Genomic DNA, 14801 nt, shown 5'->3' on the forward strand with positions numbered 1-14801 from the left:
CGGGCAGGGCGATTGTGGATCGACACGGACCCTATCGTCATCCCAACCATTCAGGCACGATGCCACTTATGTCGCCAACCGATCGCCTGACTCGTCCGCTGAAAGGGCTCATCGTCGGGCAAGTGCGCGCGCTGTTCAACGACAAGGCGCGGGGCGAAACACCGGTTGTGCGTAGCCCGGACGCGCTGTTCCCGCCGGATTCGGTCGCCTGGCGCGTGCATGGCGACGTGACGTCGATGCTGGTCGGCGGCATTGCCGCGCTGCTGCTGCAGATGCTCCATCCCAAGGTGCTGGCGGGGGTGTGGGACCATTCGGGCTTTCGCGAGGACATGCAGGGGCGCTTGCGCCGCACCGCGCGCTTCATCGCGGTCACCACCTTTGGCGCGCCCGACGACGCACGGGCGATGCTCGCCAAAGTGCGGCGAATCCACGATCATGTCGGCGGAACCTTGCCCGATGGTACGCCCTATCTGGCGAGTGACCCTGATCTGCTCGCCTGGGTGCATGTGTGCGAGGTGCTGTGCTTTCTCGACGGCTGGATTCGCTATGGCGAGCCCACAATGAGCCGTGCCGATCAGGATCGCTATGTCGCCGAAATGGCCCGCATTGCCGAGCCGCTGGGCGTGTCGCCCGTGCCGCACACCCGCGCCGAGGCGGAGGCGATCATGACTGCGATGCGTCCTCAATTGCGGGTCGATACCCGGACGCGCGAGGTGGCGCGCGTGTTGCTCGATCAGCCAGCGCCCTCGCTGGCGGCGGGGCCGTTTCAGGCGATGACGTTGCAAGCGGGGGTGGACCTGCTGCCGGGCTGGGCGCGCACGATGCATGGTCTCGCCCAACCGGAGTTCGGCCGACCGTTGCTGCGCGCAGGCACCTTCGGCATTGCCAGCACCTTGCGCTGGGCGTTCCGCGCATGACGGCACCTATCCCCGCCGCCACGCTCGTGCTGTTCCGGCAGCGCGGGAGGGTGCCGGAGCTCCTCTTCGTCGAACGCTCCAAAGCGATGGTGTTTGCAGGCGGCGCATTGGTCTTTCCCGGCGGGCGGATCGACCCCGGCGACCGCGCGCTCGCGCTTGAACTCGGCGGCGACCCTGAGGACATGGCCGCCCGCATCGGTGCGATCCGCGAGACGATCGAGGAAGTCGGGTTGCCCATCGGCTTGCCGCCGATGCCCGACGCCATCTTTGCCGAGTTGCGCGCGGCGCTCCACCGGGGCGAGGCGCTGGGCGCGGTGCTGCGCGAACTCGATCTCGCGCTCGACCCTGCGCAGCTCGTGCCGTTCGCGCGCTGGCTGCCGTCGCACGCGCCCGCGCGTATTTTCGATACGCGCTTCTATCTGGCGCAGGCTCCGCTCGATGGCCCCGAGGCGGTGGTCGACGATACCGAGAATGTCCGCGTCTTCTGGTCGACCGCGCAAGGCGTGCTCGACGATGCCGATGCGGGACGCGCGCGTATCATCTTCCCGACGCGCCGAAATCTGGAGCGGCTGGCGCAATTTGACAGCTTCGCCGCCGCTGCCGCGCACGCCGCCGCGCACGAAATCCGCGCGGTCACGCCGTGGATCGAGCAACGCGATGGGGGCGAGCATCTCTGCATTCCCGACGACCTTGGCTATCCGGTCACCTCGGAACCGATTGCCGGAGCGATGCGCGGCTAGAACCCCGTTTCCGGCCCCGAATCGCGCGGGGGTGACGAAAGCGCCCGTCTGGCGTATGGAGCGGCCATGCCCAATCTTCCCGTGGTCGCGATTATCGGCCGGCCCAATGTCGGCAAATCGACCCTGTTCAACCGTCTCGTCGGCAAAAAGCTGGCGCTTGTCGACGATCGCCCCGGCGTGACACGCGATCGCCGCGAAGGCGATGCGACGCTGGTCGGCCTCGATTTCCGCGTCATCGATACTGCGGGTTATGAGGATCAGGATGCCGCGTCGCTGCCCGGCCGCATGCGCGCGCAGACCGAGGCTGCGGTCGCGCAAGCCGATGTCGCCTTGTTCCTGTTCGATTCGCGCGTCGGCATCGTCCCGCTCGACGAGGAAATCGCACGCTGGCTGCGCGGATCGACCACGCCCGTCATCCTCGTCGCCAACAAGGCCGAGGGCAAGGCAGGGGCCGACGGCATCCTCGAATCGCTGTCGCTTGGCTTTGGCGATCCCGTTGAATTGTCGGCCGAACATGGCGAGGGGCTGGTCGAACTGTTCGACGCGCTGCTGCCCTATATCGAGCCCGACAAGGACGAATATGGCGCCGATATCCCCAATGCGGATGACGAGGGCGAGTATAGCCCGGAAGCGCCGCTCAAGTTGGCGATCATCGGCCGCCCCAATGCCGGCAAATCGACGCTGATAAACCGCATTCTCGGCGAAGACCGCCTGATCACCGGTCCCGAAGCCGGGATCACGCGCGATTCGATCGCGGTCGACTGGGTTTGGCACGATCCCGAGCGCGAGCCGGGTGAAAATGCCCGCAAGGTGCGCCTGATCGACACGGCGGGCATGCGCAAGCGCGCCAATGTGCAGGACAAGCTCGAAAAGCTGTCGGTCGCCGATGCGCTCCACGCGATCGATTTTGCCGAAGTCGTGGTGCTGTTGCTCGATGCCACGCGCGGGCTCGAATCGCAGGATCTGCGCATCGCCGATGCCGCGCTGCAGGAAGGCCGCGCGCTGATCGTCGCGATCAACAAATGGGATATCGCCGAAAACGGCTCCAGCCTGTTCAACGGCATTCGTGGCGCGCTGGAAGAAGGGCTCAGCCAGATCAAGGGCATGCCCGTGCTCACGGTGTCGGGCGCGACCGGCAAGGGCATCGACGTGCTGCTGAAAGTCGCGTTCGAGACGCGCGACGCCTGGTCGCGCCGCGTCGGCACCGGCGAGCTCAACCGCTGGTTCGAAAAGGCGGTCGAGGCCAATCCGCCGCCCGCACCCGGTGGCAAGCGCATCAAGCTGCGCTACCTGACGCAGGCCAAGACGCGTCCGCCCGGCTTCGTGCTGTTCGGCACGCGGGTGGACCAGTTGCCGACCAGCTATCAGCGCTATCTCATCAACGGCATTCGCCGCGATCTGGGCTTTGGTGCGGTGCCGGTGCGGCTAACTTTACGGGCACCGAAGAACCCGTTCGACCGCTGATCCCGGAGTCGGCACTGCAGCCGACTTATCGCGTAACGCCAGCCACTTGGTAGTCACGCGCCCGAAATGATTCTGCCCCGCGTCAACGGCTCGTTTACTTCGCGCGCGTAGAAGCAAGTGGTACTTTCGACTGAGAGTGCGGCTTGGAGGAGATGACGGTGACGCTCGATGAGACCATCCTGATCGACTGGAACGTGTTTACGCGGGCCCGTGCCGAGCTGGGTGCGGGCTTCGTCCGCATTTTGGGCTATTTCCGGGAAGACGGGGTCAAGTCCGTCGCCGCGATCGAAACCGCGATGCGCGCGCGCAATGCGGCAGCGATGGTGATTCCGGCGCACACCCTGAAAGGCGAAGCGCGTCAGTTCGGGGCCGAGCCGCTGGCGATCCTTGCCGAGCGGATCGAAGCGATTGCGCGCGATTGCGTGGAAAACCGCGACACGCCCGACGAGGCCCTCGAGGATATTGTCGCGCTGCGGCCGCTGTTCGAGCAGACGTTGGCGAAACTGGAGCGGGAGTCCAATCCGTTGGTCGAGCGCCGCCCGACCTTTGGGCGTCGGGCAAATTGACGGCCTAGACTGCCCGGCAGAGCAGATCAGGCACGCAGGCGTTCGATCGCCTGTGCCAGCGCGACGTACAGCTTGCCCATGTCGGACGACAGGATCGTAACCCCAAGCGGGGAGCCATCGCGCTGCGACAGGATCGTGCGGAGCATCGCCTCGAAATCGTGAATGTAGCGATTGACCTGCTCCCGGAAGGCCGGATCCTCTTCGTGCAGGCGCGCAATCTCGCGCGCTTCGGCACTATCCAGCAGGCGTACTGCGCGGCGCGTGAACACCCCGCGATCGCCCTTGAGATAGGCTGACCAGGCGCTGTCCGACACGTCTGTGGAGAAGGTCTTGGCGATGTCGATCGAAGCGGAATTGAGCGATTCGATCAGCAAAGAAACACGGCGCGCCAGCGTTTCCTGATCGGCATTTTCACGCTCGGCGCGCGCATCCTGCAGGCGGCTTTCGACCGAAGCGGTTGAATCGGCGATGGCGAGCATTTGCTGCGTAAGCCGTTCGGATACACGCGCGGCGGCGTCGGCGGCGGCTTCGCCCGCTTCTCCGATGCTGGCGAGTTGACGTTCGACCGCGACGCGGGTCGCGCGTTCCATCGCGGCGGCGCTTTGCTGTTCCAAAGCGTGCGCCGCCTCGGGGATGACGGTTGCGAGCGTTTCGCGCGCACGGTCGGCCGCGGCGCTGGCGGTATCGCGAACGCGCAGCAGTGCCTCGACCAGCCGGGGGGCGGCGTCTTCGGCAAAGCGATGCGTGCGCCCGATCGTATCGTCGACCATTTCGCCCAGCGCATCGGCCTTGATCTTGCCGTCGGACAGCGTGTCGAGCAGCGTGCTCGCCAGTTCGTTGACGGTGTCGCGCTGGAGCGCGATGACATGGGCGATCGATTCGATCGCGTCGTGCGTGCTCTCCGCAGCCGTCACCAGCGACAGCAATTCGGGCTTGGCCTGGCCGACGATCTTGCGGCTGACGCCAAGGCGGTCGTCGAGGCGGGCCAGCGCTTCGGGCAGGGTCTCGTCGATCTCGCGGGCGGCGGAATCGAGCGCCATCAGCAAATGTTCGGTCGAGGCGATGGCATGTGTCGCCATTTCGTCGCCGGTCTTGAGCGCTTCGGTCATCGCATCGGCCGATCCGCCGAGCGCGCTGATCGATGCTGCCAGCGACTGGGTCCGTTGAATACCCCGGTCATGGAGCGTCTCGAAGGTTTCGGAAACGCGGACGAGTCCCTGGTCGATCTCTTCGACGATGGTGTCGCTGGCCGCACGTTGATCGGCGAGGCGGGCGGCGACGCGATCGATCAGGGTTTCGATCTCGGCGATGCGCGCCGCCAGGCCTTCGGCACTGTCGTGTGCGGCGCGCTCGAGCGCGGCCTGGTTGGTGCCAAGCATCGCCAGCATGGCTTCGCCCTGCGCAGCGATCCCCTTGCGAGCTTCGTCGACGGCGTCGGCAGTGCGACCGAGCAGCCCGTCCACCGCATGCGACATGTCGCCGGTGACCTGTTCCAGCCGCGCGCCGGCGGTCTCGCTGGTCACTTCCATCCGCGTGATATGCGCCGCGAGCTTCTGGGCAGCCCCGTTTGCCACGGCATCGGCCTCACGCCCGCGCTCCGCCAGCGCGGTGAGCTGGGCGTCGAGCGCGGCGGCATGTTCGCTCGCGGTAACGCCCGTCTCCTTGAGCAACTGCGCCAGCCCGTCGGTCTCGTTATGCGCGCGCGGCAACAGCGCCAGCAGCACTTCGAGCCGCGTATGCGCCTGGTCGGCCGCCGTAGCCAAGGTTGCCGCATGGGCGTCGGCGGTCGTGATTTGCGCGGTCAGGCCCGACCCGATCGAGGCCATCCGCGCAACCGCTCCGTCGCCCAACGCCATCAGGGCACCGGTTTGCTCGGCCAGGTTCGCGCGGTTGCTCTCGATGCTGTGCGCCAGGGCCGCGACGGTGCGTTCGAGGCTGGCGGCCTCGGCGCGCATCGCCTGTGCCGTCTGTCCGAAGCGACGCGCCTCGGCGGTGCTGGTGCGAAGCGCCAGTACCAGTAAAATCGCGATCAATGCCGGCGGCACGCACAGCCCGGCCACGAAATTGACCAGCGCAGGCGGCGTCAGCGTGGCCAAGCTGTCCCGCGACAACCACAGCATCGCGCCGATCCACCCCAGCGATGCGAGCATCCCCAAAATCGGGAGCCACGGCACCGACCGCGACGGTAGCTCATCGTCAATCGCTTCGGTCAGTTCGATGGGATCCTCCGGCATGGGCGCAAACTCCGCCATTGCCACAGCTTCTTCCGCGTCGGCTTCGGCGGGTGGCGCGGCGCTGTGCGGCCGCAGGTCTATGATGCGAGAACCCCCGTTCATCATGCTTGTTTATCACGAAAGTCGCCAGTTCAAAGCGAATAGCGAAACCTTGTCTTAACGCTTCCCCCGCTAGACGGGCGCAATGGCCTATGATCCCGGTGCAATCGATGCGACCTTGGCGGCAGCGGTGGGCGATGAGCCCGCCCTGATCGCGGAACTGCGCGGCGCATTTCTGGAGAGCGTCGAGCGCGGATTGGGCGTGCTCGACGCGGCACAGGGTGACGAGGCATGGCGGGCTGCGGCATGGCGGATGCGCGGCCTCGCGGCGAGTTTCGGGGCAATCCGGCTGATGGCGATCGCGACCGAGGCGGCAGAGGCGACTGCGCATGACCCCGCGCTGATGCGGCGCTTGCGCCGCGCAGTGGAGCGGCTGTGATCGTTTTGCGGGCTTTGCCTTAATCGAGTCGAGCCCCTAACAGCTAGGCGATGCTGGCTGGATTGATTTTTGCGACCGAAGATGCCGATGATCGCGCGGGTGTACTCGCGGCGACACTGCCTTTTGGCGGGTTGACGCTGATCGAGTTCCAGGCGCGCTTATTGGTGGCGGCGGGCGCGACCCACATCATTCTTGTCGTCGCGCGGATGACGCCGGAATTGCTGGGCGCGATCAGCCGCATCGGGCGGCGCGGCGTATCGGTCGACGCTGTGCGCAGTGCGCGCGAAGTGCTGGAAAAACTCCATCCGCTCGCGCGCGTGCTTGTCGTCGCGGACGGCGTGGTGACCACGGGCGACGTCGTCCAGGCGATCGCCGCCGCGCCGCAGGATACGCTGCTGGTCACCGACCAGATGGATCCGCATTATGAACGTGTCGGGGCCAATGTGGCGTGGGCGGGCCTCGCCTTGCTGGATTGCAAGCGCATTGCCGAAGTCGCCGCCTTGCCGCGGGATTACGATTTTCAGTCGACCTTGCTGCGGGTTGCGGCGCAGGCGGCGGCGGATCAGGTCCGGCTCGATCCGCATATGGCCCCCGGGCACAGTATCGAGCGCAGTACGCAGGCTCTGGCCGCGCGTGGCAATGGAACAGTCGCGGCGCTGGTCAGCAAACCGGCGCGTTGGGCCGAACGCTTTTTGCTGTCGCCGCTCGTTCGCCTGATATTGCCACCGCTGATGACGCGCGGCGTCGGATCGATCGCGTTGCTGGCGGGGGGCGTGGCCGTTGCGCTTGGCGGTTGGTTGACGATTTTTCTTGGGCACGCTGCGGCCGGGATGGCAGTGACGTACCTTGCCATTGCCATCGCCGCGATCGCAGCGGCGCTGGCCTGGGTCCGCGACGAGGGCGCGGTGGCGCGCCTCGCGACGCATGCCACCCCGGCAATTGTCGCGGTGGCCGCCCTGCTGGTCGGCTATGGCGCAGATCGACCGGCCGGTCTGATCCTCGCATTTGCCTTCATTATCATTGCGGCTCTGCTCGAACGGATCGCCGGATCGGCACCGGTCCGGCGTTTATGGGCCAGCCCCGTCGCCTATCCGCTGGTTATGCTGCCGCTGTTGGCGGTGGGGCAGCCGCTGTTCGCGCTAGGCGCTGCCGCACTATACGCTGTCGTGACGCTGGCGGTCGCCATTGAGGGCTTTCTCGAAAAGCCTTAGTCTCGCTTTAACGACAACCCCTTATTGCCGAGATCATGTCGAATGAATGTGGCGACAAGGATGACGCGGCCGATCGGGCCGTCACGGCACTGCTCACACGGGCAGCGACGGCGGATTCGCACGCCGACGATCGGCTGCGCGTGGCCATTGCAGACTTTTTCCTGGCAGATGCCGCGCGACTGGACGATCGCACGCGAATCGCGATGGCGGCGACGCTCGGCGATCTGGTCCAGGCGGTAGAAGGCGCGTTGCGCCACCACGCCGCTCGTTTGCTGCTGGCGCGCGAGGCAGCGCCCCTGTCCGCCGCCATTGAAGCGGAGGAACCGTCGATTTTTCAGCGCCTGGCGCAAGCCGGCGTTTTGCGCGATCCCGAACTGATGCGAGAGCTGCTTGGCCGCGTCCAACAGGATCTTCTGACCGATGCATTGTCAGGTGAATCGCCCGACGATCCCGACCGTCCGAGCCTGTTGCCACGTCTTGCCGGTGCGGCAGATCGCGTTATCTCGGCCAGTGCCGTCGCCTTGATGACGGCGGAAAGCCGTCGCCGGGTTGCGCCCACCCCCGGCCAGCCTGCCGTTACCGATCTTCCCGCCGAGCTGCATCACCGAGTCATCTGGTGGGTCGCGGCGGCGATCCGCGAGAGCATGGGGCCGCTGGAAAGCGAATCGCAAGCGCTGCTTGATCGCGCATTGGTCGATGCCGCGCTTCGCAGCATCGCCGCGCATGATGAGGGCGATCGGCTGGAAGCCACAGCGCTGCGCCTGGCCAGCGCGCTCGATCCACAGGCGAGCGAATTGGCGATCCTCCTGGTCGAGGCGCTGGCCGATCGGCGTCTCTCGCTGTTCATCGCGTTGCTCGCGCGCGCGCTGGGGCTTGATTATAGCGACGCGCGCGAGATCGTTCTCGATCGCGACGGCAGCCGGTTCTGGCTGGTGTTACGGGCGCTGGAACTGGATCGTGCGGCGATCGCGCGGATCGGGCTTGCGCTTTGCGAGGCGGACCCGGCTCGAAACCTCGATCGTTTCGCCGACGGGATTGACGACATTCTGGCGATTTCCCCCGCGACGGCCCGCCACGCCCTTGCCCCATTGTTGCTGCATCGCGATTATCGTGCGGCCCTGGTGGCACTGGGGCGGAGGACGCACCAATGAACGTGAGTGAGCCAATGTTGCCGCCGGTGCGCGGCATGGTCGATCGGGACGGGCGTCTGGTCGAGGCGGATCAGCGCCTTCATGATCTCAACGCGCGCGCCGGTGGCGACATCGGGCAGCCGCTGGCGGTGCCCCAAATCGCCGCGCTCGCGCGGTTGGCGCAGCGGCTTGGTATTCTGGTATCGCGCGGCGTGGTTGCGGCGGATGGGCCGGATGATCTGGAATTGTGGGTCCGGGCCGAGCCCGAATCCGCTGCGACGTCGGGCAATGTCCGTTTGCACATCACCGGCTGGCGCAGTCGCGCGGCATGGCATCCGGCGGCGGCGGCCGAGGAGCGCGCCACCGACTTTCTGCGAAGCGAGGGCGATTGGCTGTGGGAAACCGACAGCGCGTTGCGGCTGACCTTCCTGTCGCTGTCGGCCGGGGCACGTTATGGCTTCGATGCCGGAGCAATGCTGGGCCAGCCGGTCACCCGCTTGTTCGTACTGGGGGAGGGGGATGGCGGGGTCTTCCCGATTCTCGGCGGGTTGGCGTTGCAGCAACGCTTCGACGATCAAGTGGCGACGATTCGCGCGACCGGGCATCGCGTTCGTCTTGCCGCCACGCCACGGACCGACGCCCATGGGGCCTTTTCCGGCTTTGTCGGTGCAGCGTATGCGCTGGACGACAGCGTTCCGCCGACGGTGATCCCGCCCGCTGCGCCCGCAGCTGCGGATGCCGTCACCACCGCTTTTGCGATGCGGCTGGATCAAGCGCTGCGCGCGCCGCTCGATCGCATCATCGCCAATGCCGACAGCATTCATGCCCAGTCGGAAGGGCCTTTGCGGCAGGACTACGCCGATTATGCCGCCGACATTGCCAGCGCCGGGCGGCACTTGATGGGCTTGGTCGACGATCTGGTGGATCTCCAGGCGATCGAGCGGCCCGATTTCGTGGTGGCCAAGGAAGCCATCGACCTGGCCGACGTGGCACGCCGCGCCGCAGGATTGCTGCAGGTCCGCGCATCCGAAGCGAAGGTGCGGATCGACCGCCCGTCGCTGGGCGAGACACTGGCCGCGACCGGAGAATTCCGTCGCGCCCTCCAAGTGTTGGTCAATCTGATCGGCAACGCCGTTCGCTATTCGCCGACCGACGGGATGGTCTGGGTGCGCGCGGAGCGCGAAGGCACAGTTGCAGCGGTGATCGTCGCGGATCAGGGGAAGGGCATCGCGCTAGCGGATCAGGCCCGCATTTTTGAAAAGTTCGAACGCGTCGATCCGCGCGAGGTCGGTGGCAGCGGGCTCGGGCTTTACATAGCGCGCCGTTTGGCGCGCGCGATGGGCGGCGACGTGACGGTGGATTCGGCCCCAGGGCAAGGTGCACGGTTTGTATTCACCCTGCCGGGCCGCTGATAAACCCGCGGACTTTGGCGACACTCGCATTATTGGCCTAGTGAAAGGTCGCACAAAAATGCGCCTGTCGAGTCCGATTGTCTAATTTCGTAGTCTATAAAGCGATGAGGGGCCGAACGGTGCCAATACATCGGGACAATTCTACATGATTGACAAGGATGTTCAAACCCGCCTGGATTTCATGGCGATTGACGAACAGCAGCGGGCCGTATTGGCGGAGCTACAACCGGTAGTTCGAACTTTGCTTGGTCCGGCACTGGACCGTTTCTATCACACTGCCCGAAGGACCCCGGAAACCGCGGCTTTTTTCCGCGACGACCAGCATATGGCTCATGCCAAGCGGGCACAGGAAAGCCACTGGACGCGTATCGCGACGGGCACGTTCGATCAGGATTTTCACGCCAGCGTCCGCCGCATCGGCGCGGTCCATGCCCGCATCGGCCTTGAGCCGCGCTGGTATATCGGTGCCTACGGGCTCGTCCTGGAAAATCTGATCGCCGGAATCGCGCGCCATTTGTCGCCGTGGCGGCGCCTGTTGTCGCTCTTCCGCGGTCCGAGCGCAGCCGATGCCAGCAGCGCGATCGTCAAGGCCGCCTTACTCGACATGGAATTGTCGGTTTCGATCTACTTCGAAGAAGCGCAAGCAGAGCGCAACAGAGCAATCGAAAGCCTGTCGCAGGCTTTGGCCGCGCTTGCCGACGGCGATCTGAGCAACGACATTGCAAACATGCCGTCGGCCTTTGCCGCGATCGAGACGAGCTTCAACCAGGCGCTTACGTCCTTGCGTGGATTGATCGGTAGCGTGGTGGCGAGCAGCGCTGGTATTCGTACCGGCTCTTCGGAAATCGCCCACGCGTCGGAAGACCTTGCGCGGCGGACCGAGGGCACTGCCGCCAGTCTTGAGCAGACGTCGGCATCGCTTGTGCAGATCGACTCGCGGCTCAGGGCTACCGCCGCCGCGACGGCCGAGACGGTCAACCGTGCGCAGCAGGCGACCGACACTGTCGCCAACGGTCGCGCGACCGCAGACCAGGCGGTCCAAGCCATGATCCGTGTCGGTGAAAGCGCCAAGGGCATCGATTCCGTAATCGAAGGCCTCGACAAGATTGCGTTTCAAACGCGCGTTCTGGCCATGAACGCGGCGGTCGAAGCGGGGCGCGCCGGAGATTCCGGGCGGGGCTTCGCGGTCGTTGCCGATCTGGTTTCGGCCCTTGCGATGCGCGCCGAGGAAGAGGCGAAGCGCGCCCGCGATCAGTTGACCGTGACTCAGGCCGATATCGGAACCGCAGTCCATGCCGTGAAAAATGTCGATACGTCGCTGACCAACATCTCGGGCGATGTGGAGAAGGTGCACCATCTGCTCGGCTCGATGGCGGACGATGCCGCCGCACAGTCGTCGGCGCTCAGCGAAATCTCAAGCGCGATCAGCTCGATGGATCGCACAACGCAGCAGAACGCCGCGATGGTCGAGGAAACGTCGGCAGCGGCGCGCAACCTGACCGCCGAGGTGGGATCGCTTGCGCAGCAGACCGAGCGGTTCAAGACGGGAAATACCGGGGAGACGGCACGCCCCGCCGCTCGTCGCCCATCTCGTGCGAACGGCCGCGCCGTTAATGCCGCAGGCAGTACTTCGGTTCAATAAACGCCGAATATGCCTGCGTGCGACCAACGCTCAGCGCCGCGACCACCACAGCAGCGCAACGCCCGCCAGCGCGATAAGCGCGCCGTACACCGCCCATTCGCGCTGAGCGAGCATGAAGCTCGACGCGGGCCACAGGATGATGCCAAGGCCCTGGCCCGCAAACAGCAGCCCGAAGGCCAGCAGGACGACGCCCGCCACCAGGGCGAGCGCCTTCACCGCTTTCACGAGCGGGCGTCGAGCGGCACGTAATCGCGCTGCGTCGGGCCCGTGTAGAGCTGACGCGGACGGCCGATCTTCTGCTCCGGATCGGCGATCATCTCGTTCCACTGCGCGACCCAGCCGACGGTGCGCGCGAGCGCGAACAGCGCGGTGAACATCGTCGTCGGGAAACCGATCGCCGAGAGGATGACGCCCGAATAGAAATCGACGTTCGGGAACAGCTTCTTTTCGATGAAGTACGGGTCGCTCAGCGCCATTTCCTCGAGCTTCAGCGCGACGTCGAACACGGGGTCCGACACCTTCATCGCGGCGAACACTTCCCGCACGGTCTGCTGCATCACGGTCGCGCGCGGATCGTAATTCTTGTACACGCGATGGCCGAAGCCCATCAGGCGGAACGGATCGTTCTTGTCCTTGGCGCGCGCGATGTACTCGGGGATGCGGTCGACCGTGCCGATTTCGCGCAGCATGTTGAGCGCGGCTTCATTGGCACCGCCATGCGCCGGGCCCCACAGGCAGGCGATGCCCGCCGCGATGCACGCGAAGGGATTGGCACCCGACGAACCCGCGAGGCGGACGGTCGAGGTCGACGCGTTCTGCTCATGGTCGGCGTGGAGGATGAAGATACGGTCCATCGCCTTTTCGATCACCGGATCGACGACATATTCCTCTGCGGGCACGCCGAAGGTCATGCGCAGGAAGTTGCCGGTGTAGCTGAGGTCGTTCTTGGGGCTCATGAACGGCTGGCCGATCGAATATTTATACGCCATCGCCGCGATCGTCGGCATCTTGGCGATCAACCGGTGGCTCGCGATCATGCGCTGCTGCGGATCGGTGATGTCGGCCGAATCCTGATAGAAGGCCGAAAGCGCGCCGACGACACCGCACATGATCGCCATCGGATGCGCGTCCCGCCGGAAACCGCGATAGAAGGTCGCGAGCTGCTCGTGCAGCATCGTGTGGCGGCTGATCGTGTAGGTGAACTTGTCGAGTTCGTCCTTGGTCGGCAGCTCGCCGTTCAGGAGGAGGTGGCACACCTCCATGAAGCTCGACTGTTCGGCCAACTGCCCGATCGGGTAACCGCGGTGGAGCAGTACGCCCTCATCGCCATCGATATAGGTGATCGCCGAATCGCAGCTTGCGGTCGAGGTGAAGCCCGGATCGTAGGTAAACATACCAGTCTGGGCATAGAGTTTTCGAATATCGATCACGTCCGGACCCACGCTACCGTGCAGGACCTTCAAATCGAGATCCTTGTCCGCGGCGTTCAGCTTGACAGTGTCAGTCATCGGTCGTCCTTTCGTGACGTCTATGCGGCCATCTGGTCGGCGATACGCCCCAGGCTCTCGTCGCGCCCGAGCAAGTCGAGCACGTCGAAGATCCCAGGCGAGGTCTTGCGTCCGGTCAGTGCGGCGCGCAGCGGTTGCGCGACTTGACCGAGCTTGACCCCTGCATCGTCGGCGACCTGCCGAACCGCAGCTTCGAGCGCCTCCGTATCCCAGTCTTCGACCGCGTCAAGCGCCGCGTGCAGCTGGGCGAGCAATGCGGGGGCAGAACCCGACAGCAGCGCTGTCGCATCGTGATCCATCTCAAGGGGGCGAGTGCGAAAAAGAAAGCCAGCACCGCTGGCCAATTCATTGAGATTGGCCGCGCGCGGTTTCAGCGATGCCATGCTGCGACGCAGAAGATCGAGCTGTTCCGAGTTCGGCGTGACCTCGAGTCGTGGCGCAACCAGCTCAGCCAGGCGCGCATCGTCGGCCTGGCGAATATACTGGCCGTTCAAATTCTCGAGTTTCTTCAAATCGAAACGTGCAGGTGATTTGCCGACGCCGTCCAGATCGAACCACGCGATCGCCTGGTCGCGGCTGATGACTTCGTCATCGCCATGCCCCCAGCCGAGCCGCAGCAGATAATTTTCCAATGCTTCGGGCAAAATGCCAAGTTCGTCGCGATAGAATTCGACGCCGACCGCGCCGTGGCGCTTGGACATCTTGGCACCGTCCGACCCGTGGATCAGCGGAATGTGCGCATAGACCGGGTCGGGCCAGCCGCCCTCGATCGCATTCATGGCACGCATGATGGGAAGCTGGCGGAAGGCGTTGTTGAGATGGTCGTCGCCACGGATGATGTGGGTGACGCCCATGTCGTGATCGTCGACCACCACCGCCAGCATATAGGTCGGCGTGCCGTCCGAGCGCAGCAGGACGAAATCGTCGAGCTCGGCATTCTGCACGGTGACGCTGCCCTGGACGCGATCCTCGATCGTGGTGGCACCCTCGCGCGGGGCCTTCAGTCGCACGACGAACGGCGCGCCCTCGGGGGCCTCGTCGGGCGAACGGTCGCGCCAGCGGCCGTCATAGCGCATCGGCTTGCCTGCCGCTTTTTGCGCCTCGCGCATTTCGGTCAGCTCGTCGGCGGTGGCGAAGCATTTGTACGCCTGGCCCGCCGCCAGCAATTGATAAGCGACCTCGGCATGGCGCGCCGCACGGGCGAACTGGAACACTTCCTCGCCGTCCCAATCGAGCCCGAGCCAGCGCATCGACGTCAGGATCGCGTCGATCGCCGGCTGGGTCGAGCGCGCACGATCGGTATCTTCGATGCGCAGCAGGAACTTGCCGCCATGGTGACGCGCATAGAGCCAGTTGAACAAGGCGGTGCGCGCCCCGCCAATGTGCAGGAAGCCAGTCGGCGACGGCGCGAACCGGGTGACGACCGTGGCGTCGGTGGGGGTGGTGGTGGCGCCGACGGCGGGGGCCGTGGCGGGATCAGATATTGCGCTCAATCGCGC

General features: G+C 65.5%; 13 protein-coding genes. 9 read left to right on the forward strand and 4 right to left on the reverse strand.

The features are described 5' to 3' along the window. The first annotated feature begins 68 nt into the window (after positions 1-68). From ACP7BL_RS12985 to ACP7BL_RS13000, 4 genes are all read left to right on the forward strand, one after another. Complete coding sequence (locus ACP7BL_RS12985) at positions 69-917, forward strand: oxygenase MpaB family protein (protein ID WP_426258528.1); 849 nt, start codon at positions 69-71, stop codon at positions 915-917. Further along, positions 914-1657 carry an NUDIX hydrolase gene (locus ACP7BL_RS12990; RefSeq protein ID WP_426258529.1) on the forward strand — a complete coding sequence of 248 codons (744 nt, stop codon included), beginning with the start codon at positions 914-916 and terminating at the stop codon, positions 1655-1657. The genes ACP7BL_RS12985 and ACP7BL_RS12990 overlap by 4 nt, the downstream gene beginning before the upstream one ends. Before the next feature lie 66 nt (positions 1658-1723). Beyond that, positions 1724-3121: a ribosome biogenesis GTPase Der gene (der, locus tag ACP7BL_RS12995; protein WP_033967366.1), complete on the forward strand. Its 1398-nt coding sequence runs from the start codon at positions 1724-1726 to the stop codon at positions 3119-3121. Positions 3122-3273: 152 nt separating this feature from the next. Continuing rightward, entirely contained in the window at positions 3274-3687 is a 414-nt protein-coding gene (locus ACP7BL_RS13000; RefSeq protein WP_033967367.1) for an Hpt domain-containing protein, read from the forward strand. Between the two features lie 26 nt (positions 3688-3713). Here the strand turns inward: ACP7BL_RS13000 and ACP7BL_RS13005 are convergent, their stop codons facing one another. Beyond that, complete coding sequence (locus ACP7BL_RS13005) at positions 3714-6023, reverse strand: hypothetical protein (RefSeq protein ID WP_426258530.1); 2310 nt, start codon at positions 6021-6023, stop codon at positions 3714-3716. Between the two features lie 82 nt (positions 6024-6105). On the opposite strand from ACP7BL_RS13005, the gene ACP7BL_RS13010 reads away from it, so the two are divergent. The 5 genes from ACP7BL_RS13010 to ACP7BL_RS13030 all read left to right on the forward strand — a co-directional run bounded on the left by ACP7BL_RS13010 (position 6106) and on the right by ACP7BL_RS13030 (position 11794). Then, positions 6106-6399: a hypothetical protein gene (locus ACP7BL_RS13010; protein ID WP_033967368.1), complete on the forward strand. Its 294-nt coding sequence runs from the start codon at positions 6106-6108 to the stop codon at positions 6397-6399. Between the two features lie 50 nt (positions 6400-6449). Beyond that, on the forward strand, positions 6450-7610 hold the full coding sequence (locus ACP7BL_RS13015) for a hypothetical protein (RefSeq protein ID WP_137902630.1): 1161 nt from the start codon (positions 6450-6452) through the stop codon (positions 7608-7610). A gap of 35 nt (positions 7611-7645) precedes the next feature. Further along, positions 7646-8761 (forward strand): DUF2336 domain-containing protein, encoded by a 1116-nt coding sequence (locus ACP7BL_RS13020; protein WP_033967369.1) that lies wholly within the window; start codon positions 7646-7648, stop codon positions 8759-8761. Then, positions 8758-10152 (forward strand): sensor histidine kinase, encoded by a 1395-nt coding sequence (locus ACP7BL_RS13025; RefSeq protein ID WP_426258531.1) that lies wholly within the window; start codon positions 8758-8760, stop codon positions 10150-10152. The genes ACP7BL_RS13020 and ACP7BL_RS13025 overlap by 4 nt, the downstream gene beginning before the upstream one ends. Positions 10153-10297: 145 nt before the next feature. Continuing rightward, positions 10298-11794 carry a globin-coupled sensor protein gene (locus ACP7BL_RS13030; protein WP_126845281.1) on the forward strand — a complete coding sequence of 499 codons (1497 nt, stop codon included), beginning with the start codon at positions 10298-10300 and terminating at the stop codon, positions 11792-11794. A 30-nt stretch (positions 11795-11824) separates the two neighbouring features. Here ACP7BL_RS13030 and ACP7BL_RS13035 read toward each other — a convergent pair whose 3' ends face one another. From ACP7BL_RS13035 to gltX, 3 genes are read right to left on the reverse strand one after another with little or no spacing between them, the layout of a single operon-like run. Then, complete coding sequence (locus ACP7BL_RS13035; RefSeq protein WP_126845282.1) at positions 11825-12019, reverse strand: hypothetical protein; 195 nt, start codon at positions 12017-12019, stop codon at positions 11825-11827. Further along, the gene (locus ACP7BL_RS13040) at positions 12016-13302 is read right to left on the reverse strand and encodes a citrate synthase (protein ID WP_033967370.1); all 1287 of its coding nucleotides are present in this window, start codon (positions 13300-13302) and stop codon (positions 12016-12018) included. The genes ACP7BL_RS13035 and ACP7BL_RS13040 overlap by 4 nt, the downstream gene beginning before the upstream one ends. A gap of 20 nt (positions 13303-13322) precedes the next feature. Then, positions 13323-14795, reverse strand: coding sequence for a glutamate--tRNA ligase (gene gltX, locus ACP7BL_RS13045; RefSeq protein ID WP_426258532.1), 1473 nt, complete (start codon positions 14793-14795; stop codon positions 13323-13325). Between the last annotated feature and the right edge of the window lie 6 nt (positions 14796-14801).

The organism is Sphingomonas sp. DC1600-2, assembly GCF_049897605.1.
Lineage (GTDB): Bacteria > Pseudomonadota > Alphaproteobacteria > Sphingomonadales > Sphingomonadaceae > Sphingomonas.